The organism is Marinobacter xiaoshiensis (genome assembly GCF_031631795.1).
GTDB classification, from domain to species: Bacteria; Pseudomonadota; Gammaproteobacteria; order Pseudomonadales; family Oleiphilaceae; genus Marinobacter; species Marinobacter xiaoshiensis.
Genome location: NZ_JAVMBO010000015.1, coordinates 102,989 through 124,193, shown reverse-complemented (window position 1 = coordinate 124,193; position 21,205 = coordinate 102,989). Strand labels below are relative to the sequence as shown.

Annotated in this window: 16 protein-coding genes; 11 read left to right on the top strand and 5 right to left on the bottom strand. The window is 52.7% G+C overall.

What is annotated here, in order from left to right; genetic code table 11:
• Positions 1-167 precede the first annotated feature (167 nt).
• The gene (glnA, locus tag RKA07_RS11190) at positions 168-1,571 is read right to left on the bottom strand and encodes a glutamate--ammonia ligase (protein WP_200371800.1); all 1,404 of its coding nucleotides are present in this window, start codon (positions 1,569-1,571) and stop codon (positions 168-170) included.
• Positions 1,572-2,186: 615 nt separating this feature from the next.
• Here glnA and typA point away from each other — a divergent pair.
• The 5 genes from typA to RKA07_RS11165 all read left to right on the top strand — a co-directional run bounded on the left by typA (position 2,187) and on the right by RKA07_RS11165 (position 8,034).
• Entirely contained in the window at positions 2,187-3,998 is a 1,812-nt protein-coding gene (typA, locus tag RKA07_RS11185) for a translational GTPase TypA (RefSeq protein ID WP_310966362.1), read from the top strand.
• 138 nt (positions 3,999-4,136) lie between these two features.
• Positions 4,137-5,099 carry a prolyl aminopeptidase gene (gene pip / locus RKA07_RS11180; RefSeq protein ID WP_200371798.1) on the top strand — a complete coding sequence of 321 codons (963 nt, stop codon included), beginning with the start codon at positions 4,137-4,139 and terminating at the stop codon, positions 5,097-5,099.
• Positions 5,100-5,195: 96 nt separating this feature from the next.
• Positions 5,196-5,642: a D-aminoacyl-tRNA deacylase gene (gene dtd / locus RKA07_RS11175; protein WP_200204899.1), complete on the top strand. Its 447-nt coding sequence runs from the start codon at positions 5,196-5,198 to the stop codon at positions 5,640-5,642.
• A 384-nt stretch (positions 5,643-6,026) separates the two neighbouring features.
• The gene (locus tag RKA07_RS11170; protein ID WP_310966361.1) at positions 6,027-7,052 is read left to right on the top strand and encodes a porin; all 1,026 of its coding nucleotides are present in this window, start codon (positions 6,027-6,029) and stop codon (positions 7,050-7,052) included.
• Positions 7,053-7,155: 103 nt separating this feature from the next.
• Positions 7,156-8,034, top strand: coding sequence for a CYTH domain-containing protein (locus tag RKA07_RS11165; protein ID WP_310966360.1), 879 nt, complete (start codon positions 7,156-7,158; stop codon positions 8,032-8,034).
• Here RKA07_RS11165 and mgtE read toward each other — a convergent pair.
• Together mgtE and RKA07_RS11155 are read right to left on the bottom strand one after the other, a co-directional pair.
• Positions 8,031-9,374: a magnesium transporter gene (gene mgtE, locus RKA07_RS11160; RefSeq protein ID WP_200371795.1), complete on the bottom strand. Its 1,344-nt coding sequence runs from the start codon at positions 9,372-9,374 to the stop codon at positions 8,031-8,033. The genes RKA07_RS11165 and mgtE overlap by 4 nt on opposite strands.
• A gap of 22 nt (positions 9,375-9,396) precedes the next feature.
• On the bottom strand, positions 9,397-10,566 hold the full coding sequence (locus RKA07_RS11155) for a potassium channel family protein (RefSeq protein WP_200371794.1): 1,170 nt from the start codon (positions 10,564-10,566) through the stop codon (positions 9,397-9,399).
• Between the two features lie 78 nt (positions 10,567-10,644).
• Here RKA07_RS11155 and glnE point away from each other — a divergent pair, with 78 nt between their 5' ends.
• The 3 genes from glnE (at position 10,645) to RKA07_RS11140 (ending at position 15,052) form a co-directional block, all read left to right on the top strand.
• Complete coding sequence (glnE, locus tag RKA07_RS11150; protein WP_310966359.1) at positions 10,645-13,548, top strand: bifunctional [glutamate--ammonia ligase]-adenylyl-L-tyrosine phosphorylase/[glutamate--ammonia-ligase] adenylyltransferase; 2,904 nt, start codon at positions 10,645-10,647, stop codon at positions 13,546-13,548.
• 88 nt (positions 13,549-13,636) lie between these two features.
• Positions 13,637-14,563, top strand: a complete 927-nt coding sequence (locus RKA07_RS11145; protein WP_310966358.1) for a branched-chain amino acid transaminase — start codon at positions 13,637-13,639, stop codon at positions 14,561-14,563.
• An 84-nt stretch (positions 14,564-14,647) separates the two neighbouring features.
• Complete coding sequence (locus tag RKA07_RS11140; RefSeq protein WP_200371791.1) at positions 14,648-15,052, top strand: DUF6165 family protein; 405 nt, start codon at positions 14,648-14,650, stop codon at positions 15,050-15,052.
• Between the two features lie 82 nt (positions 15,053-15,134).
• Here RKA07_RS11140 and RKA07_RS11135 read toward each other — a convergent pair whose 3' ends face one another.
• The gene (locus RKA07_RS11135) at positions 15,135-16,163 is read right to left on the bottom strand and encodes a glycosyltransferase family 9 protein (RefSeq protein ID WP_200371790.1); all 1,029 of its coding nucleotides are present in this window, start codon (positions 16,161-16,163) and stop codon (positions 15,135-15,137) included.
• Between the two features lie 157 nt (positions 16,164-16,320).
• Here RKA07_RS11135 and RKA07_RS11130 point away from each other — a divergent pair, with 157 nt between their 5' ends.
• The 3 genes from RKA07_RS11130 to RKA07_RS11120 are packed head-to-tail and all read left to right on the top strand — an operon-like array spanning position 16,321 to position 19,226.
• Positions 16,321-17,037 (top strand): 3-deoxy-D-manno-octulosonic acid kinase, encoded by a 717-nt coding sequence (locus RKA07_RS11130; protein ID WP_310966357.1) that lies wholly within the window; start codon positions 16,321-16,323, stop codon positions 17,035-17,037.
• Entirely contained in the window at positions 17,034-18,152 is a 1,119-nt protein-coding gene (locus RKA07_RS11125; protein WP_310966356.1) for a glycosyltransferase family 4 protein, read from the top strand. The genes RKA07_RS11130 and RKA07_RS11125 overlap by 4 nt, the downstream gene beginning before the upstream one ends.
• Positions 18,153-19,226 (top strand): CDP-glycerol glycerophosphotransferase family protein, encoded by a 1,074-nt coding sequence (locus RKA07_RS11120; RefSeq protein ID WP_310966355.1) that lies wholly within the window; start codon positions 18,153-18,155, stop codon positions 19,224-19,226.
• Here the strand turns inward: RKA07_RS11120 and RKA07_RS11115 are convergent.
• Positions 19,177-21,204 (bottom strand): O-antigen ligase family protein, encoded by a 2,028-nt coding sequence (locus RKA07_RS11115; protein ID WP_310966354.1) that lies wholly within the window; start codon positions 21,202-21,204, stop codon positions 19,177-19,179. The genes RKA07_RS11120 and RKA07_RS11115 overlap by 50 nt on opposite strands.
• Position 21,205: the final 1 nt, after the last annotated feature.

The following is a 21,205-nucleotide window of genomic DNA, read 5'->3' as shown; positions in this document are numbered from 1 at the left end:
CTTTTCAATGTAGCAGTGGCGGGATGATTATTACATATCGTTAAGGGCTTCGGTGTTGTGTCGAGGATCACAAAATCTCACCACAAAAAAGCCCCGCTTTTGAGAGCGGGGCTTTTGCCACAACTATTCAGTCCCAGAGCAGCTAATAAAGGGCTGCACCAAGGCTTTTAGCAAGAATAGTACAGCTCGAACTCAACCGGGTGAGTGGTCATGTTGATACGCTCAACCTCACCGCGCTTCAGGTCGATGTAGCCCTGAATCATGTCTTCTGTAAATACACCGCCACGGGTCAGGAACTCATGGTCTTCTTTCAGGGCGTCCAGCGCTTCCTGAAGGGTTTCTGCAACCTTGGGAATGCTCAGTGCTTCTTCCTTGGGCAGGTCGTACAGATCTTTGTCCATCGCGTCGCCTGGGTGAATCTTGTTCTGAATACCGTCAAGGCCCGCCATCATCAGCGCTGCAAATGCCAGGTACGGGTTGGCAGCCGGATCAGGGAAGCGAACTTCTACCCGGCGCGCTTTCGGGCTGGTGACATACGGAATGCGGATGGATGCGGAACGGTTGCGCGCAGAGTAGGCCAGCATAACTGGCGCCTCGTAATGGGGAACCAGGCGCTTATAGCTGTTTGTAGCCGGGTTGGTGAACGCGTTCAGGGCTTTGGCGTGCTTGATGATACCGCCAACGTAGAACAGTGCCATTTCACTCAGGCCTGCATAGCTGTCGCCTGCAAACAGGTTTTTGCCGTCTTTGTTCAGGCTCATGTGAACGTGCATACCGGAGCCGTTATCGCCAACAACTGGCTTGGGCATAAAGGTAGCCGTTTTGCCGTAGGCGTGGGCTACGTTGTGTACGCAGTACTTGAGAATCTGAACTTCGTCTGCTTTTTTGGTCAGGGTGTTCGGGCCAACGCCAATTTCACACTGGCCGGCTGTGCCCACTTCGTGGTGGTGCACTTCAATAACCAAGCCCATGGATTCCATGGCTGCGCACATTGCGCCCCGCAGATCGTGCAGGCTGTCGACCGGTGGTACGGGGAAGTAACCACCTTTCACGCCAGGACGGTGGCCGATGTTATTGCCATTAAAGTCGTCGCCGGAAACCCAGGCTGCTTCTTCAGAGTGAAGCGAGTACATGGAGCCTTGCATGTCGGTCTTCCACCTTGCCGAATCGAACACAAAAAATTCCGGCTCCGGGCCAAACAGAGCGCCGTCTGCAATGCCGGTGGATTTCAGGTATTCCTCTGCACGACGAGCAACAGAGCGGGGGTCGCGCTCATAGCCTTGCATGGTAGAAGGCTCAACAATGTCGCAGGTAATGTTAACAGTGCTTTCTTCGGTGAACGGATCAAGAACGGAGCTGCTGTCATCTGGCATCAGAATCATGTCGGACTCGTTAATGCCTTTCCAGCCGGCAATGGAGGAACCGTCAAACATCTTGCCTTCAGCAAAGAAATCTTCATTGACTTCAGTTGCAGGTATGGTGACGTGCTGCTCTTTGCCGCGACTGTCCGTGAAGCGCATATCAACCCATTTCACTTCGTGCTCTTTGATCAAATCAACTGTCTTGGACATGTGCATGCTCCGTAAGTAATCCCGCGCCGCGGGCATATTCGTGATCGGTGTTCCGGATCGTTCTGTGGGGCTGAATTCCGGTCTGGTATACAAGTCTGCGCAGCTTAGCAAAAGCTGTTGGTTCTTACCTTCACATTTGCGCTGAGCAGACGGTTTAAAAAAACTCGATGGTTGGGTTAAAGCAAGGTGCTTGCCAGTTTTGGGTGGCTGTTCTGGATCTGATGATTTCTCCCCAGTTACAGCGTCTTTGGGCGGTATTCGGAAATGAGGGTGGATGGAGTGATTGGCTTAACATACGCAATGTGCGCCATAATGGTGCGTCTGCCGAGGTTGGCTCGCCTTGTCGCACCAACTTGGTGCGCCAGGATCGCTTCGTGAAATTGATTAAGAAATAGGCGTTCTTCTACATATAAACGGTGCAGAGTTTTCGATATACTGCGCGCCGCTTCATTTTCTCTGCATGGGTCCAGGCTAACAAGCCGGGCGCTGCATGCGGAGCGCTGGGCCGCCAGGTGCCAGTGGATGAGTCCATTTTACAGATTTGAGGTGGCGCGTGCGGGGTTGTCCCTGAATGGCTTTCTTGGATCATTGAGTGCATTTCTCAGGAATAAATTTGTGATTGAAAAACTTCGTAATATCGCCATTATCGCCCACGTTGACCATGGTAAGACCACGCTTGTAGACAAACTGCTGCGTCTGTCCGGCACGCTGGATCGCAAAGAGCTCGAGAACGAGCGCGTCATGGACTCCAACGACCAGGAAAAAGAGCGGGGCATTACTATTCTTGCCAAAAATACCGCACTTAAGTGGAATGGCTACGATATCAATATTGTAGACACCCCTGGGCACGCGGATTTTGGTGGCGAAGTAGAGCGGGTCATGAGCATGGTTGATTGCGTGCTGCTGGTGGTTGATTCCATCGACGGCCCCATGCCCCAGACCCGTTTCGTAACCCAGAAGGCTTTCGCCGCCGGGCTGCGTCCGATTGTGGTTGTGAACAAGGTTGACCGCCCGGGCGCGCGTCCGGATTGGGTTGTAGACCAGGTTTTCGATCTGTTTGACAGTCTCGGTGCAACCGATGAGCAACTGGATTTCCCGATTGTTTATGCCAGCGCACTGAACGGTGTAGCCGGCCTGGACCATGAGGATCTGGCAGACAACATGGATGCCGTCTTCCAGGCGATCGTTGATCACGTGCCCGCGCCTTCTGTTGATCTGGAAGGTCCCTTCCAGATGCAGATATCCCAGCTCGATTACAACAGCTTTCTTGGTGTGATTGGTATCGGCCGTATTGCCCGCGGCAAGATCAAAACCAATTCACCCGTGGTTGCCATTGGTGCAGATGGTAAGAAGCGTCAGGGCCGAATCCTCAAGATTATGGGGCACTCCGGCTTGCAGCGCGTGGAAGTGGCTGAAGCGCAGGCGGGCGACATTGTGTGCGTAAGCGGTCTGGATGAACTGTACATCTCCGACACCCTGTGCGACATGAACAACGTGGAGGCCCTGCCACCGCTGACGGTGGATGAGCCAACTGTTTCCATGACATTCCAGGTTAACGACTCGCCCTTCTGTGGTAAAGAAGGCAAGTTTGTGACCAGTCGGAACATCAAGGACCGCCTTGAGAAGGAATTGCTGCACAACGTTGCCTTGCGCGTAGAAGAGGGTGACTCAGCAGACAAGTTCAAGGTATCCGGGCGCGGTGAGCTGCACCTGTCAGTTCTGATTGAAAACATGCGCCGCGAAAACTTCGAGTTGGCGGTAGGTCGCCCGGAAGTGGTTATCAAGGAAGTAGACGGCGAAAAGCAGGAGCCGTACGAGAACGTTATTGTTGATATCGAAGAGCAGCACCAGGGTTCCTTGATGGAGCAAATGGGGCTGCGCAAGGGCGATCTCACCAACATGGTACCGGACGGCAAGGGCCGTATGCGCCTTGAGTACACGATTCCTGCCCGCGGGCTTATCGGCTTCCGTAACAGCTTTCTGACCATGACCTCAGGTACGGGTATTCTTACCTCAACCTTCAGTCACTATGGCCCGATCAAAAGCGGTGACGTTACCAGTCGCCAAAACGGCGTTCTGGTTTCCATGGCCACAGGTACGGCCTTGACCTATTCACTGGAAACTCTCCAGAGTCGTGGCAAGCTGTTCCTCGATCCAGGCCAGGAAATTTATGAAGGGCAGCTTTGCGGTATACATAGCCGTGAAAATGACTTGGTGATTAACCCCACCAAAGGCAAGAAGCTGGATAACATGCGTGCCTCCGGCAAGGACGAGGTCATTGGCCTGGTGCCGCCGATCAAGTTTACTCTTGAGCAGGCGCTGGAATTTATTGACGATGATGAGCTGGTTGAAGTAACACCCAAATCTATTCGTCTGCGTAAGAAACACCTTACCGAAAACGAGCGTAAGCGCGCGAGCAAAAAGTAAGGTTTACGCTTTGAATCAGGCCGGCGCTGGTAACACAGCCCCGGCTTTTTTTTGCTTCCGGTTTTTGCAAACACATCCCGGTATCCGCATATCTCCGCTACACTGTCGTCGACCTTAAGCTGATCAGCGGAGCGCCCCATGCTTACCCTGTACCCGGACATCAAACCTTACGCAAAACACCGGCTGGCGGTGGAAGCGCCCCATGAACTGTATGTTGAGGAAAGTGGCAATCCGGAGGGGATACCCGTTCTTTTTGTTCATGGCGGTCCCGGGGGTGGATGTGAGGACTATCATCGCCGATTCTTCGATGCGGAGCGTTTTCGAATCATTCTGATGGATCAGCGCGGAGCCGGTCGCTCCACACCCCTGGCGGAACTGGAGGGGAACAGCACCGACAAGCTGGTTCAGGATATGGAAACTATTCGTGAATTCCTGGGGGTTGAGCGCTGGCTGCTGTTCGGAGGAAGTTGGGGTTCCACTCTTAGTCTTGTATACGCCCAAGCCCATGCGGAGCGGGTTATGGGGCTTGTGCTTAGGGGAATTTTCCTTTGTCGTCCCCGGGATATTTCCTGGTTCTATCAGGATGGTGCAAGCCGCGTATTTCCAGACTACTGGAAGGAGTTTGAGGCACCGATACCTGAAGTTGAGCGCGGTGATATGGTGAGCGCCTATTACCGAAGACTAACCAGCAGTAACGAGTTGGAGCAGATGCAGGCTGCGAAAGCCTGGTCGATATGGGAAGGACGCTGCGCCACGCTGAACCCGAGCCCGCGGGTTGTTGAGCATTTTGGTCACCCGCATGTTGCCATTGCCCTGGCGCGAATCGAGTGTCACTACTTCATGAATGCTGCGTTTCTGGAAGATAACCAGATTGTAAGGGATGCGCACAAGCTCCGGGGTATACCCGCCATTATTGTTCATGGCCGCTACGACATGGTGTGTCCGCTGGATAATGCGCTTGCTCTCAGTAATGCCTGGCCAGAAGCAGAGTTGCGAATTATCCGCGAAGCCGGGCATTCTGCGTCTGAACCGGCTATTGTGGATGCGCTTTTGCGAAGTGTTGATGAGGTCATTGCAAGAGCGGAGAAAAATGCCGGCTGATGCTAGCCGTTAGTCGGGGTTGCGAGAACCTGCGAGCATGGCTACACTCTTGCCTGATTGTAATTCTCATTTGACCGGAGTTAACAAAAAAACCGGATGAAAGGACTTGTCCAGCGGGTGTCAAAAGCCAGCGTCGAGGTTAACGGTCGTGAAATTTCGCGCATAGATGCCGGTATATTGTTGTTGCTGGGTGTGGAGCGGGGAGATGAACAGAGTGAAACAAAACAGCTGCTTCGGAAAATACTTACCTACCGCATCTTTCCTGATGAAGCGGGGCGCATGAATCTCAGTTTGCTCGATACAGGTGGCGCCTTGCTTGTTGTACCCCAGTTTACACTTGCTGCTGACACTTCTTCAGGTACACGCCCTGGTTTTTCACGTGCGGCCGCCCCGGATTTGGCAGAAAGCCAGTATGCCAGTTTCCTCGATCTGGCACGGGCGGAGCTGGGTGCGGCAAGGGTTAAAGAAGGTTTATTCGGCGCGGACATGAAGGTGGGCCTGGTTAATGACGGGCCGGTAACTTTTATGCTTTCAACCCGCTGAGTGTTGTTGCAAACTTATAGTGGAACAAGTTGATTTACCCATCCTGAAAAGAGCGGCTTGGCCTTGGCCGAAGGAGCTTTGGAATAAAGGTTTGCGTTTTTGGGATTAAATGGGTTAAAAAATCGACATGAAATATTTGCAAAATAGCTGTTCATGTATTAAAAGTGAGTCATCATGCGGCGCTTTAAGAGAGTGCCGTAAGTGACTGAACCATAAAGATCTGATTGAGTGAGGTCTTTATGGTGGGAAAAGTTGCTTCTTTGTCATAGATTTGACATGTTGCAAACCTAAAATAAGAGCCATCCGGTTTTTCTGGGGCAGCTTATAGAAATCGGGATTAACCCGTTGTTAAAACCTGAAATAACTCGCAAAAGGACATACAACATGAAGAAGACTCTCATTGCATCTGCTATCGCTGCTGCCACTATTTCTGGCACTGCACTGGCACAGGAAAGCAACCTGCCGACGGTTTACGGTAACATCCAGTACGCTCTGACTTACACCAACGTTGATGGTGGCCCAAGCGACATCGCCCACAACGATAACGGCTCCACCATCGGCTTTACTCATGAGCATGCGATCAACCCTGGCCTCACAGGCTTCATGAAGATTGAGCTGGATGGTATTGATGCAGACGACAAGTCTAAAGGTCGTGGTCGTATCAAGCTGGACGAGGCGTACATCGGTATTAAGGGTGACAACTTCGGTCAACTGTGGGTTGGTTCTGACGATTCCCTGTACGAATCAGCGGTCGACAAGATCGTAAACTATTACGAAGTTGGAACGTATAACCTCGGTGGTAGCTACACCACTGGTGAAGGTGACCTGATCCAGTACATGACTCCTTCGTTTGGTGGCCTGAAGCTGGGCGCTGCGGTTCAGATCAATGGAGACGGTGAAGATAATGGCAAAAAGAGCTATCCGTACCAGTTGGCAGCTATCTACTCAGTCGACGCGTTGACTCTGGCTTTTGCTATGGATTCAAACGACGGGGATACTAAATATTCTCAGAACGCCGATTTAACGATTAAAGACGGCGGATTCGAAGCTCCCAAGAACAACGAAAACACCTACGGTGTACGAGTTGCTTACGAGATGGATGCATTGGGCGTTTCCCTTGAGTACCAGACCCGCAAAGATGTGAGCGATGTGGTCGGCGTTCAGGGTATGTACACGCTTGGAAAGAACGTGTTCGCACTTTCATATGAAATGGCAGACCCTGACGGCGCTGCGAAGACGGCTGGAGCAGTAAAGAAAGATGTCATTACTCTGCAGGCACTTCATAACGTGTCAGATAACCTGTACGTTTACGTAGAAGGCTACCTGGGTGGTGGCGATGACAACGCCTATAAGGTGGCTGACAAGAGCGAGGCTTCCTCTGTCTCTGTTGGTGGTACCTACTACTTCTGATCAGCTCACCAGCTAATCAGTTAGTTTGGTATTGAAAACCGGTGGCCTCAGGGCCACCGGTTTTTTGCGTTATTGGCTTACAGAAAATATAGGTTAGGCAAGCATGGCGGAAGAGCTGGAAATAAAATTGAGCCTCAAGTCCGGAGATCTCTTGAAGGCGCTGAATTGGTTGCTTGCACAACCGGAAGCTCAAGCTGGCAGCAAGAAATCTCTGGTGAACTGTTACTACGACACCCCGGATGCGGAGCTCAATCACCAGCAGGCGGCTCTTCGTGTGCGCAAGGCCGGTAGCCATTATGTGCAGACACTCAAAACCCGTGGCGAGTTCGTGGATGGTGCCCACCGGCGGGAGGAGTGGGAGTGGCCAGTGGATGGGCCGCAGCTTTCAATAGGGTTGCTGGCAGACACACCATTGGGAGATCGAGTGAACCTCGCTCGGCTGGCGCCTGCGTTTGAAACCAATTTTACTCGTCAGGTGGTCATGCTGGACGACGGCGAGGCATTGATTGAGTGCGCTGTGGATGAGGGCATTATTGCAGCCGGCGGAAAGGAAAAACCACTTCACGAAGTGGAGTTTGAACTTGTGTCTGGGGATCCATCCCGGCTGCTGGCCTGGGCTGAAAAGCTTGCCCTGCAATGCCCGGTTTTTCTGAATCTGGTCAGCAAGGCGGAACAGGGCTATTACCTTGCGGGAATACATGTTGCTGGTGAAGATGGTGGCACAGGCGCCGACACGCATGATGATCTTGATCGACTTTTATACCGGCTCAGTCATGCCTGGCTTGAGCAGGGCAGCGTCTCGCTTGATGGGCTGGATGTTCAGGCGCTTGCGGTGCAGGCAGAAGCTTCCGGGCAAGGGCAATCCTTTGCCGCAGTGGTTGAGGCCTTGGCCAAAGGGCAGTCTTTGGGAAACTTGCTATCTAGGCCAGAGCCTGGTCAGTGCCAGTTGGGACTGTTGGCGAGTAGGGCAGGCGCCCGCTAGGCGCCTAAAATGGCTGTGGCGATACTGAAATAGATCAGTACACCGCTTACGTCGGCAATGGTTGTGATAAGTGGAATGCTTGCCGCAGCCGGGTCGACGCCCAACCGGTTGAGTAGCAGCGGTAACAAAATGCCAATTAGCCCGCCGGCAAGTACTACCGCAATCATGGTTATGGCAACAATTGTGGCGATAACCATTTCAGTTCGGAACATGCCTACGGTCCATACGGTCAGGGCCATGGTCAGGCCGAGCGCGGTTGCCACGAATAGCTCTTTGTTGAACAGCCGAATCCAGTCCCGGTTTACCACGTCCCCCGTTGCTATGCCGCGTACCACCAGTGTGGCGGATTGCGCGCCTGCGTTACCGGCACTGGCAACCAGCAGTGGCATGAAAAACAGAAGGGCCAGATGGGCACCAATGATGTCCTCAAAATGCGCGATGCCCGCACCGGTGAAAATGTTGGCGAACACCAAAATAACCAGCCACTGGATGCGGGATCGGTAGAGCGAAAAAGGTGAGGCCAGGGTAATGCCAGAGTCGAGGTTGCTTACGGTTCCACCCTTGTGAATGTCTTCCGTCGCTTCGGCCTCTATAACGTCCATGGCATCATCATAGGTGACGATGCCTGCAAGGCGGTTGTGGTCGTCTACAACGGGCAGTGCGAGGAGATCATACTTGGCGATCAGTCTGGCAACATCGTCCTGTGAAGTGTTCGTGTGCGTGGTTACGAGGCCCGTGGCGAGCAGGGAGTCGATAACAGTATCGGGCTTGGCAATGATCAGGCGGCGCAGTGACACCACGCCAATCAGCACCTGGTCTTCATCAATCACGTAGGATTGGTATATGGTTTCTTTGCTCTCTGCAGTTTTGCGCAGAATGTCTATGGCTTCACTTGCCGTGATGCCTGATTCGAACACAGCGTAATCCGTGCTCATCAAGGCACCCGCAGTGCCCTCTTCGTGGGCCAGAAGTGCTGTCAGGTCTTCCTGATCTTCCTGGTCAAGCTTTTTGATGAGCTGCTTCTGGCGAGGCTCTTCAAGCAGATTAAAGAAATCAACCCGGTCGTCCGATGGCATTTCTGTGGTAAGCAGGGCCAGTTCAGCCAGAGGTGTAGCTTCGGTCAACAGCAGCTGGGTGTCCGGGTTGGTATAGCCCAGCACTTTTGCTCGCAGAGCAATGGGGAGGCCCTGAAACAGAGCGCGACCTGTTTCTCCCTCAATATTTTGTTCGATAAATTCGGCAAGATCGGCAGCATTGAACAGGTTTGCTGCTTCAGCAATGGCCTGAGGCTGGCCGGATGCAAGCGCATCAACCAGCGGCTGGAAAAGTACGGATTCCATAGACAAAGCCTGGAGAAGTTGCTTAGTGAGTGGAGGGGGGTGAAGAATCGGTTATGGTCGCATCTTCCTGCATGTTTCTCCATTTTTCCATAAACTTGCGGTAGCGCTCCAGTGCTTCTTCGACCACCGCCAGATCCGGCGTATCGTTGGATTTGACCAGCACGATAAGGCCTTTGCCCTCTATCTCTTTGGTTATAGCCGGGTGGCAGATAACCTCGTCGTCATGATTAATATAGGCCAGTGCGGTACCAATACCATGGCGAATCAGTGCGCTGACAATATCTGCCCAGTTAAGATCATCCAGTTCCAGGTCGTAGCGGTGCGGGTGGTCTTGCTCGTAGTTGAACATGTCCTCCAGAACCTTTTCTGATCCTGGAGCCACTACAGAGCGCACCATGATTTCAGGGTAGGTGCGTACAGGCCGAATAACGGCCCTAACCCCAAGTTCTTTGTACCGGCTGCGGTTGGCATCAGTTACGCACTCCACCGTTGTTTTCTGGCCCAGGTTGAGTTCGCCAAGACGGTGGGATATATCGAAAGTGAGGCTATCAGAGTGAGGGTCGGACTCGTCTGCAGCCAATACAACAATATGCTTGGCGCTGCCTGCGTGTACCGCCTTCAGTGCCTCCGGATCGAAGCCGGAACCATGGTAGTGAACGATGCCCAAATCGGACAGTTCAGCCGGCAGGCCGCTGGGGAATTCCCGGGTAAGCAGCATGATAGGGATGGTTTCATAGCCCTGTACGGCCCGGATTTGCGTTGCAAAGCGCATGAAATAGGTGGTGCCGCCGTGTTTGGGGGTGTTGATAATGACAATGTGGTTGTTCATTTTATAGATCCAGCGTCCGGTGAGAATGCGTTCCCGGCGGTAGAACCGGTACTCGATGAAATCGCTGACAATCAGCGTCATTAAGGTAATAGCGCCCACGAAGATGAACAGTATGGTGCTGATGCGGCCTATGTAGGTTACCGGTGCGTAGTCGCCATAGCCTACGGTCGCGATGGTGGTCATGGTCATCCAGAGCGATTCGAACAGGGTTAGCTCTTCTACTGCCCAGATTATCAGTATATGGGTGGTCAGCAGCGCAATCAGAACCATAAACAGGTTTTTTGCCCGTTTCCGGATAAGCCCGCCCATGGGGATTTTGCTTTTCTCATGTTCCGCGTTGAGGGGGAAGCGGTTTCTCAGCATCCGGTGTTGGCCTGTTCAGTCTCGGGTAAGTTCGTTATACAGTAACGGAAATATAACAGAGAGACAGGGGTTTGCATTATGTCCGAGCCATGGAATTGCCTTCCTTTGCCGTTGGCGGATGATGTTTCTGCCAGTTGGGCATCGGTTTTTCCGGAAGGTTTGCCAGGCTGGCTTCTGGCAGATGCCAGCGTATCGGAAGATGTGGTGGTCCAGGCCGTGGCACGGAGCCTGTTTCTGCGGCAAACCCTTGAGCGGCATCCACAGCAGGTGCGGACACTGCTGGAATCGCGATTGCTGAGTGAGCCAACCACGCCGGAATATCTTCAGTCGCGCTGTCGTGAATACCTTTCGGAAGTATCGGATGAGCCTGAATTACATGTGGCTTTGCGCCGTTTCCGCCGGGAGGCGCAGTTCCGCATAATCTGGCGGGATTTGCTGCGCTGGGCAGATCTGGCGGAGACCATGGCTGCGACCAGTGCCTTTGCTGAAGTGTGTATTCAGGGTGCGCTGGACTGGCTGAACGAAGCGGCCTGTGAGCAGCATGGCACTCCTTGGGGGTTAGACCCGGTAACAGGTGCAGAGGCGCCCCAATCCCTGATTGTTATTGGTATGGGGAAGCTGGGTGGTCGTGAGCTGAACGTATCTTCGGATATTGATCTGATTTTTGCCTTTCCCAGCAAAGGCGAAACCCGGGGCGGTGGGCGCTCTCTGGACAACCAGCAGTTTTTTATCCGGCTTGGCCAGCGTTTGATTCAGGCTCTGGACCAGATTACCGCTGACGGCTTTGTGTTCAGGGTGGATATGCGTCTGCGCCCTTATGGGCAAAGTGGTGCACTTGCACTGAGCTTCGCCGCGCTGGAAACCTACTATCAGGATCAGGGGCGAGATTGGGAGCGTTACGCCATGGTCAAGTCCCGCGTGGTGGCGGGTGATTTGAAAGCTGGGCAGGTTCTTATGGAGAGCCTCAGGCCCTTCGTGTACCGCCGCTATATTGATTTCAGTGCGTTTGAGTCCCTGCGCAGCATGAAAGCGATGATTGGCCGCGAAGTTCGCAGGCAGGGGCTTGAGAACAATATCAAGCTTGGCAGTGGAGGCATCCGGGAAATCGAGTTTGTGGTTCAGGCGTTTCAGCTCATTCGTGGCGGCCGCGACAGAGAGCTTCAGCAGCGTGAATTGCTGGTCATTCTGAAAGAGTTGGAGGAGTTGGAGCTTCTGCCTTCGCAGGTAGTGAATGAGCTGCGTGAGGCGTATGTCTTTCTTCGTAATCTTGAGCATGCCCTGCAGGGAATGGAAGATAAACAAACCCAGCTATTGCCCGAGGATGAGCTTTCAAGAGCCCGTGTTGCACTGATTATGGGGTTTGAGGAGTGGCATGGCTGCCAGCAGGCCCTGGCGCGGCATCGGGAAAATGTTGCTACCCATTTCGCAAATATTATTGCCACCGAAGAGGACGAAGACAACGCACGATCTTCTCTGGATGAAGGCTGGTGTGAACTATGGCTGGCGGAGGTTGATGAGGTTTCAGATAAGGAGTGGCTGGAAAGCCACGGCTACGAAGATCCTGCTGGCAGCCTTGGGCTACTCGGCAGCTTACGTGAAAGCCGCACAGTTCAGACTATGCAGACTCAGGGCCGCAAGCGGCTGAACCAATTTATGCCGGTGCTGCTGGCGGCATTAGCCGAAGTAGAGAAGCCCTCAGAAACTCTGTCCCGCGTTTTGCAGTTGGTTGAAGCGATTTTGCGTCGAACGGCCTACATGGTTCTTTTGCTGGAGAACCCCGGCGCCCGAGCCCAGTTGGTAAGCCTGTGCAGCGAAAGCCCGTGGATTGCGCGGCAGCTGGCGGAAACCCCCTTGCTGCTGGATGAGCTTCTTAATGCTGAAAGCTTATACAGCCCGCCGGCACGGGAAGAGTTACAGGATGATCTGCGCCAGCAAACACTGAGGATTTCTTACGATGATCTGGAAAACCAGATGGAGTCGCTGCGTCACTTCAAGAAAGCCCACACCCTTCGTGTGGCGGCGTCCGAGTTGAAGGGGACCTTGCCCCTGATGAAGGTGAGTGATTATCTCACCTGGATTGCCGAGGTGGTGCTTGATCATGTGGTGGATGTCGCTTTCACCAATCTGGTCGCCCGTCATGGGTATCCTGGACAAGCTGAGGGCGCAAACGGCGGTACTGATTTTGCCGTGATTGGCTACGGCAAGCTCGGTGGCATCGAACTGGGCTACACCTCGGATCTGGATCTGGTGTTTGTTCACACTGCAGACCCCGAGCTATCAACAGATGGTGATAAGCCCATTGATAACGTGGTGTTCTATACCCGTCTTGGTCAGCGAATTGTTCATATCCTTAATGCCCAGACGCCTTCCGGTCAGTTGTACGAAGTGGATATGCGGCTGCGACCCTCGGGCAATTCCGGGTTGTTGGTGAGCACGCTTGGCGCTTTTGAAAAGTATCAGCGCAATGATGCCTGGACATGGGAACATCAAGCTTTGGCCCGCGCCCGTGGTGTTGCCGGCAGCAGGCAAACCATTGCGGCTTTTGAGGCGGTTCGGCACGATATACTTTGCCAGCATCGGGACAAGGATAAACTGCGCCAGGAGGTGCTGGAGATGCGCGAGAAAATGCGCACCAATCTGGGCACGCCAGAAAGCCGGCGCGAGGAGACCTTCCACATCAAGCATGATGCGGGCGGCATTGTGGATATGGAATTCATGGTGCAGTACCTGATGCTGGCCTGGAGCGAGGCGCATCCGGAACTGACTCAATGGTCTGACAATATCCGGCAAATGGAGGAGCTGGGCAGGGCCGGGGTGTTGCCGGTGAACGATGCCGAGAAGTTGCGTGAGGCCTATATTGCCTTGCGCTCCAGCATTCACCGACGGGCGTTGCAGAATCTTAACAGCCAGGTAGCGAGTGATACGTTCACCGACGAGCGGCGATACATTCAGTCCGTCTGGAAGAAAATCATGGCGGTATAGTGAGCCTGGTGTCGTTCCGCTAAAATTTCCTGATAGAATGCCAGACTACACTAGGTTTCCAAAAACCGTTTTTTAGGAGCAACGAAGCATGTCGATGGCTGATCGCGATGGCGTTATCTGGCTGGATGGTGAAATGGTTCCCTGGCGTGAAGCCAAAACTCACGTCCTGACTCACACTCTGCATTACGGACTGGGCTGTTTTGAAGGGGTGCGCGCATACAACACTGCGAATGGCCCGGCTATTTTTCGCCTGCAGGATCACACAGATCGACTGTTCCGGTCCGCCCACATTCTGAACATGAAAATGCCATTCAGCAAAGAAGAGCTGAACGCAGCCCAGTGCGCGGCTGTTCGTGAGAACAACCTTGATGAAGCCTACCTGCGCCCGATGGCATTTATGGGCTCTGAAGGCATGGGCTTGCGTGCCGATAATCTGAAGGTGCATGTAATGGTTGCGGCCTGGAGTTGGCCTTCGTATATGTCGCCAGAAGCCAAGGAAGTTGGCATCAAGGTTCGCACCTCTTCATACACTCGCCACCACGTTAATATCACCATGTGTAAGGCGAAGGCGAACGGCAACTACATCAACTCCATGCTGGCGTTGAATGAGGCGATTGCCAGTGGATGTGAAGAAGCCCTGTTGCTGGATAATGAGGGTTATGTGGCCGAGGGCTCTGGCGAAAATATTTTCATCATGCGTAATGGGATTCTGCACACACCAGAATTGACCTCTTGTCTGGAGGGCATTACCCGCCAGACCATTCTGGATTTTGCTGCAGAATTGAACATCCCGGTAAAAGAGCGCCGAATTACTCGCGATGAAGTGTATGTTGCTGACGAAGCCTTCTTTACCGGTACAGCGGCAGAAGTGCTGCCGATTCGCGAGCTGGACGGCCGTGCCATTGGCGCGGGCAAACGCGGGCCGGTAACCGAGAAATTACAGGCTATGTATTTTGATGCGGTGAAAGGAAAGCTGCCGCAGCACAGTGACTGGCTGACGCACATCAAAGACTGAACGTGATCGATTCGATTGTCGCCGCTTGCAATAGCGCAAGCGGTCTTCAAGTGTTTAAACTCATCAAATTGACAGGTGCAGAAAATGGCTGACGTCATTAAAGTTCCGGTTTCTTTCGGCGAAGTACTCGACAAAATCACCATTCTGGAAATTAAATCCGAGCGCATCAAGGATGAAGCCAAGGTGCGAAATGTCAGGCTTGAGCTGGATGAATTAAGTGCCACCTGGGCCGAAGCTGTAAAAGATCAGGATGCAATCGCAGAGCTGCGCAAGCAGTTGAAAGCGGTTAATGAAGAGCTTTGGGTTATTGAAGACGACATTCGGGATGAAGAAGCAAAACAGGACTTCGGCCCGAAGTTTATTGAACTGGCGCGTGCTGTATATGTTACCAATGATAAGCGTGCGGCATTGAAGAAAGACATTAACCTGGCGCTTGGGTCACGGTTTGTAGAAGAGAAATCTTACCAGGATTACACGGCCCGTAATTAAGCAGGCCCTCTCCATAGAGCCTGCTTTGCATTCCGGAACGTAGAATTGAATTCCCCCCCCCTCTCCTCAAGGGAGAGGGAGATTAGTGAGCCTCAACCCACTTATCCAGTACCTCTGTTGCGTTCTCAACCGACACCATTTCCATAGCGCCTTCAAACTCTGCTTTGGCTCCCCAGCGGGCTTCATTTACAGACTTTCCTGTGAATTTCTTCAGGGCTTCCGGATAGCGGTTAGCGCACCACTGCAATGAATTATATGGGCCTGATCGATAGGGATTGCTGGCGGCAAATAATCCCAGCACGTCCGTGCCTACGGCGCTGGCAATATGGGCTGGCCCCGTGTCGGGCGCAACCACTAAGTCGGCGTGAGTCAGCAAGGCTGCCAGTTGCTTGAGGGTGTCCTTGCCGCAAATGTTGTGCGCCTTCTCTTTCATTGCGGTTTCGATGGCTTCGCAGTACTCCGCTTCGAACGGCGCAGGACTGCCAACCAGAATGACATTCATGCCATGCACCTTTATTGCATAGTCTGCCAGCAGAGCGTAACGCTCCGGCGGCCAGTTTCGCAATTTGTGGCTCGCACAAGGGCTTATAACCAGATTCTTACGATCGTCGGCAAGGTGCTTTTCGGCGAACTCGTGATCACTCCGGGTGAGTGGAATAAGCCATTTTGGCTGAGCCGGCTGAAGACCTAAAGGCTCGAGGAAGCTGGCCAGACAATCGCGAACATGCTGTTGATAAGCCGGCGCAATCCGGCGATTGATGAAGAGGCTATGGAGGTCTTTGCTACGAGCCTTGTCGTAACCGACGCGCACTTTTGCGCGAATGCAGGCGGCAACAAGGTTGGCGCGAAACGCGACCTGCATATGCAGCAGGGCGTCGAACTTGCGGTCGGCCATCTGTTTTCGGAGATTTGAATAGGCGTGGCGTCCGGCTTTCTTGTCAAAGACAATAAACTCGACTCCGGGCAGATCCCCAATTAGCTTGGCTTCGATTTTTCCGATAATCCAAGTGATTTTTACGCCGGGAATCTGTTCCTGAAGGCTAAGCACAACAGGGATGACATGGGTAACGTCCCCGATGGCGGAGAGGCGGAGAATGCAGATAGACTTCATCTATTGAAAATCCGTTACAGATTGAAGAGCGCAGCTGGTAGAGCTTTGCGGCGAATCGTTGATAAACTACCAGTCATTCTATCTTACTTGTTTGCTATCGTCTTAACTGGTGGCTATTGAGGGTGGTTAACCTCCCGCTGTGTTTGTCCGGGGTTACATGGTCGAAACTGAAATTTTTAAGCGTGAAAACAACTCTTTTATTCTTGTTAATTCCGATGTTATCGGGAATGTGACAACGGATTGGTTTACGCCGGAATACTGGGGGGATAAAGCCTCGTTAGTGGGCAGTGGTGGCCGTGGTGGGGCTTGGTTTATCAAGGCTGGTGACAAGGAGTTCGTTTTGCGAGAGTACCTGCGTGGCGGTTTGGCCTCTCATATTTCCCGGAAGACTTATGCCTATACTGGTGAGCATAATGTTCGATCCTTCTCGGAGTTTCGAGTCCTGAATCGCATGATATCTATGGATTTGCCGGTACCGGTGCCGGTGGCAGCCTGGTACCGGAAGGTGTCTCCCATCCAATATCGTGCAGCTATCATTATCGAACGCATAAAGGGTGCGACGCCCTTGGCAGACCTGATAGGTAAGCTCGACAGTGGTGATTGGCATGCGCTTGGGCAAACAGTTCGCCGCTTTCACGACGCAGATGTGCGGCATGCAGACCTGAACTGCTTTAATGTGCTGATGGTGGAAAAGGACTTCTTCCTGATTGATTTCGATAAGGGGTGTATTATGCCGCCAAGCTCTCGGTCCAATTGGAAAGCCGATAACTTGAATCGTTTAGCCCGTTCTTTGAAGAAGGTTGCAGGCGATGCTGCCCTGAACAGGTTCTGGAATGTGTTTTTAAATGGATATGAGGGGAGTTCTGCCGCTTGAGTGATAAATCTGAAAAGCGGGCACTGCCGGCAATTTTATGCCTGACTGACGCCTGTGACCGCCCGGAGAGTGAACTCTTCATAGGATTGAAAAACGTCGGGTTTGACGTAGACGTTATGTGCAATCCCAAAGGCCGAAATTATCAGCGTCTTGTTGAAGAGGGTTTGGTGGCGCAGCCAATGGCTCTGAAAAATCGCTTTGATAAGGAAGGCACTGCGGCAATCAAAGCACAGTTGAACAGTAAGAGTTATGACGTTATCCACGCGTACAATCCGAGGGCGCTGGCTTGCGCTTTGCGAGCGTCTAAAGGAACAGATATAAAAGTTGTGGCGTACCGTGGGATTATTGGCAACATCAGTTTTTTAAACCCCGAATCCTGGATAACATTTTTACATCCCAGGGTTAGCAAGATTGTGTGTGTGGCCGATGCAATCAAAGACTATCTTGCGGGTCTCCGGCTGCTCTGGTTGCATATTCCGCATGAAAAGCTCACCCGCATCTACAAAGGCCACGATCTCGGATGGTATCAGGCTGCACCGGTAGATCTTGGACAGTTTGGCGTGCCCGAGGGGGCGTTTGTAGTTTGTAGCACTGGCCGAAACAATCCCAGAAAGGGATATGATTTTTTGATTGATGCTATCAGCAAGCTGCCTGAGGGTGTGGAAGCGCATTTAGTTCTGGTGGGCGATGCTATCGACAATCAGGACCTGAAAGCTCAGGTGAGTCAGTCAGCACACCCTGAGCGTATCCATTTCACCGGCTTTCGAACTGATGCACCAGCGATAGCTGCTGCGAGTGATGTATTTGTTTTGCCGTCGACTGAGCGAGAGGGGCTGCCCAGAGCTGTTATTGAAGCCATGGCCTATGGTGTGGCACCAATCGTAACCAATGTCGGTGGCATGCCTGAGTTGGTAGAGGATAAAAGTAGTGGACTTGTGGTTCCCCCTAAGAACTCTGCTGCCCTATCTTCTGCAATAGAGCTGCTATACCGTGACAGGGCGTTGCTTGAAAAGTTAGGGCAGGCTGCCAGAGAGCGAATTGCTAACGACTTCCATACCTCGCAAACTGTTCGTGAAACCGGCGACCTCTATAAATCACTGACGAGAAAAAACTGAATGCGTCGGTATCTGTTTTTCGTTAACCAGCCATACTCGTACTCCATCCTGCGCCCGCTGCAGGATGAGATTCGTCGACGTGGCGACGAGGCTGCGTGGTTTGTTGCTGGTTGTTCGGCGGCTCCTCTGCGGCCTGATGAGCGACGTCTGAAAACCGTTCAGGAGGTTATGGATTATCGTGCCGACGCGACCTTCGTGCCAGGGGACTGGGTACCTTATTTCTTTCCGGGTATCAAGGTGGAGGTCTTTCATGGCATGGCGCGAAACAAGCGAGGCCACAGCAGCGAAGATGAGAGCGATCACTATCGAATTCGCGGCTGGTTCGATCTTTACTGCACTCATGCGGAAAGCGATACGGCCAGGTTTCAGGCATTGGCCGAGCAGCACCGACATTTCTCCGTAGCACATACTGGCTGGTCAAAGCTGGATCCCCTTTTGTCTCAGCCACGTGAAGAGCGGCGCCGTCGTTCTGAAGATGGTTTGCCCGTAGTTTTTTTCGCTTCCACCTTCAGCCGGACTGTAACTTCGGCGCCAGTTCTTGTCGACAAGATTGCTGAGCTGGCGGGGAGTGGTCGCTGGAAATTCATTGTTACTCTGCACCCGAAAATGGAAACTTCAGTGGTTGAGCAATACCGGCGCCTTGCAGGGGAGAATCTGAGGTTTATCGAGAGTGATGAGGATCTATTGCCACTACTGCCCGAGGCTGACGTTATGTTGTGCGACACCTCATCAATCATGTTTGAATTTATGTTTCTGGATCGGCCGGTGGTTACCTTCAGAACAAAAATGCCCGGACCTTATCTGATTGATGTGGCTAAGGTTGAAGAGCTGGAGCCAGCTTTGGAGCGGGCTTTGGACCATCCTGAGATGTTGATGACGTCCGCGAGAAACCTGTGCGACGATCTTCATAGTTACCGTGACGGGCGCTCCAGCGCTCGGGTTCTGGATGCGGTAGACGATTTCCTGGCAAACAAAAAGTCAGGTTTGCGGCGCAAGCCTTTTAACCTGCTTAGAAAGCTCAAGGTTAGGCGGCGTTTGCGTCGTGAGTTGCGGGTATCGAGGGACGGTCGATAGTCCACAGGCCCGCGTATTTGTTAAAGGTCACTTGGGCATAAGTGACCGCCGTCAGATAACCAACGGCGCCATCAAGAAACCCAAACCGGATAAAATAGACCTGCACAAAGGTCATCAATCCCCTCAGGGTAGGGTAGATCATAGTGCGTGTTTTCTTGCCTTTCCGGTGCTTTTCCAGTGAACCAAGCCAGGCATACTTGGCGCTTTTTTCAAGTGAGTGGCCAAAGTCTCGGTGTGTGTAATGAGTCAGGCGGCCGCGCAGGGTTTTGGTTTTCCTTCCTTCTGGAATCAGAATTCGTTCATGAACGAGTGCATCGGAAAAACGAACACCCTCTCGCCGGAACAGCCTCAGAGGAGCCCTGCCACTGCGGCCGAAGTCCAGTCGAGCACCATAGATGGTGACAGCCCAAGGGAGCTTGTAAGCATCTGCGTCGGGATCGGCAAGCCGATGGTTTATTTCACGGGCGAGTTCCGGCGTAATGCGTTCATCGGCATCCAGTGACAGCACCCATTCGCCCGTGGCTTTTTCCAGAGCTCTTTGTTTCTGAACGCCAAAACCGGGCCAATCGGTTACCTCAATAATATCGGCATATTGCTTTGCAATCTCAACGGTTCTGTCTGTGCTTCCGCTATCCAGAACAATAATCTCGTCGGCAACCAGTCGGGCCGATTTCAGGCAATCGGCAATGTGGTCCTCTTCGTTTTTAGTGATGATCGTTGCAGAGACTGTTTTGGTCCTTTGGCGTACATATGAGGTGCTAAGCTCGTTGAATAGCGCAGCAGCGATACCGGCAACCGATACCAGATAGAAGGTCAGGAACAGCGTTCGATTAAAGGTAGCTTCGGTTAGTCCGAAGAGAAAGTAACCAATACTGACCAGTGAGCCCGCAACTGCAAGATGCGCGGAAGCTGTATGCCTGCTGAACAGGTGTCGTGAAAAAATTGTCAGCGGTATGAATATCAGAAACGCCCAGCTAAGAATGCCCGGGATACCGCTGGTGGCAGCAATGTTGAAAAAATCATTGTGGGCGTGGCCTGTGCAGCATTCGATCAGTGCGGCAGATGCCTCCCCGGAGGCGACTGACGCCTCGATTTCTTGCGTATAGCCGCCAAGTCCGATGCCGGTCCAAGGATTCTCGGCAAACATATTCCAAGCAAGGCCCCATACCTCCATCCGGATTGTAATGGCTGAATCCGGGGTGTCATTTTGCAGAAAACCTGCAATTTGCTCTGACATCCGATCGTTGGTTGCAATGGCAGCCACAACCACAACAGGAATTGCGATCATGCTGATGATGCGCAGGTTTTTGCTTAGCAGAGGCACCAGTAGCAGCAGGAAAAATGGCAGGGCAACAAGATTGCTTCGGGTTTGCGAGAGCATGGCGATCGCGGCGGCCGCGGCTCCTATAGTGATAAAAAGAAAGCCAAGAGCGCGTCGCTTACTGCGGTAAAAAAACAGCCCGCCCACCAGAGTGAGAAAACCACCCAGTAACGCGATATTCCCAAAACTGATCGGGTTTATTCCACCGCCAAAGCGGCTGTTGAGAAGCAAGTCTATAGAACCTTGATTTGCAAGCAGCGCTGAGCCCAGCAGCCCAAAAGTACTTGCAGCCAGGAGCCCGGCCCCGGCAAAAAGTGTACTTGCGTTCAGGTGGGCGTAGCTTAGAGCAATGATCAGAGGCCAGAAGAGGATGAAGCGGGCATGGTTACCGAACGTTTTGCCTCCCTCGTAGCTGAAACCTTCAATTGCCCAAGAGTAAAAACTCACGAGCACGAAAAACCAGAATGCGAAATGCAGTAAACGTAGCTCTTTGGGCTTATCCCATCCGGCTTGATAGAGAGATTTTCGGAAACTGATTATGAGGCCTGTTATGGCAAGCAAAAGCGCGGCGGCTGCCAAAATGCTGGATGATAGAAGCGCTCCTGCTATACCGGCTACAAAAAGCAGGTAAACAGGTTTTTTGAAGTGATTTGTCATG

Coding starts and splice junctions, on each gene's coding strand:
- RKA07_RS11130 (WP_310966357.1), top strand. CDS start 16,321: ATGGTCGAAACTGAAATTTTTAAGCGTGAAAACAACTCTTTTATTCTT.
- RKA07_RS11165 (WP_310966360.1), top strand. CDS start 7,156: ATGGCGGAAGAGCTGGAAATAAAATTGAGCCTCAAGTCCGGAGATCTC.
- RKA07_RS11115 (WP_310966354.1), bottom strand. CDS start 21,204: ATGACAAATCACTTCAAAAAACCTGTTTACCTGCTTTTTGTAGCCGGT.
- RKA07_RS11120 (WP_310966355.1), top strand. CDS start 18,153: ATGCGTCGGTATCTGTTTTTCGTTAACCAGCCATACTCGTACTCCATC.
- dtd (WP_200204899.1), top strand. CDS start 5,196: ATGAAAGGACTTGTCCAGCGGGTGTCAAAAGCCAGCGTCGAGGTTAAC.
- RKA07_RS11140 (WP_200371791.1), top strand. CDS start 14,648: ATGGCTGACGTCATTAAAGTTCCGGTTTCTTTCGGCGAAGTACTCGAC.
- mgtE (WP_200371795.1), bottom strand. CDS start 9,374: ATGGAATCCGTACTTTTCCAGCCGCTGGTTGATGCGCTTGCATCCGGC.
- RKA07_RS11170 (WP_310966361.1), top strand. CDS start 6,027: ATGAAGAAGACTCTCATTGCATCTGCTATCGCTGCTGCCACTATTTCT.
- pip (WP_200371798.1), top strand. CDS start 4,137: ATGCTTACCCTGTACCCGGACATCAAACCTTACGCAAAACACCGGCTG.
- RKA07_RS11155 (WP_200371794.1), bottom strand. CDS start 10,566: ATGCTGAGAAACCGCTTCCCCCTCAACGCGGAACATGAGAAAAGCAAA.
- RKA07_RS11145 (WP_310966358.1), top strand. CDS start 13,637: ATGTCGATGGCTGATCGCGATGGCGTTATCTGGCTGGATGGTGAAATG.
- glnA (WP_200371800.1), bottom strand. CDS start 1,571: ATGTCCAAGACAGTTGATTTGATCAAAGAGCACGAAGTGAAATGGGTT.
- RKA07_RS11135 (WP_200371790.1), bottom strand. CDS start 16,163: ATGAAGTCTATCTGCATTCTCCGCCTCTCCGCCATCGGGGACGTTACC.
- glnE (WP_310966359.1), top strand. CDS start 10,645: ATGTCCGAGCCATGGAATTGCCTTCCTTTGCCGTTGGCGGATGATGTT.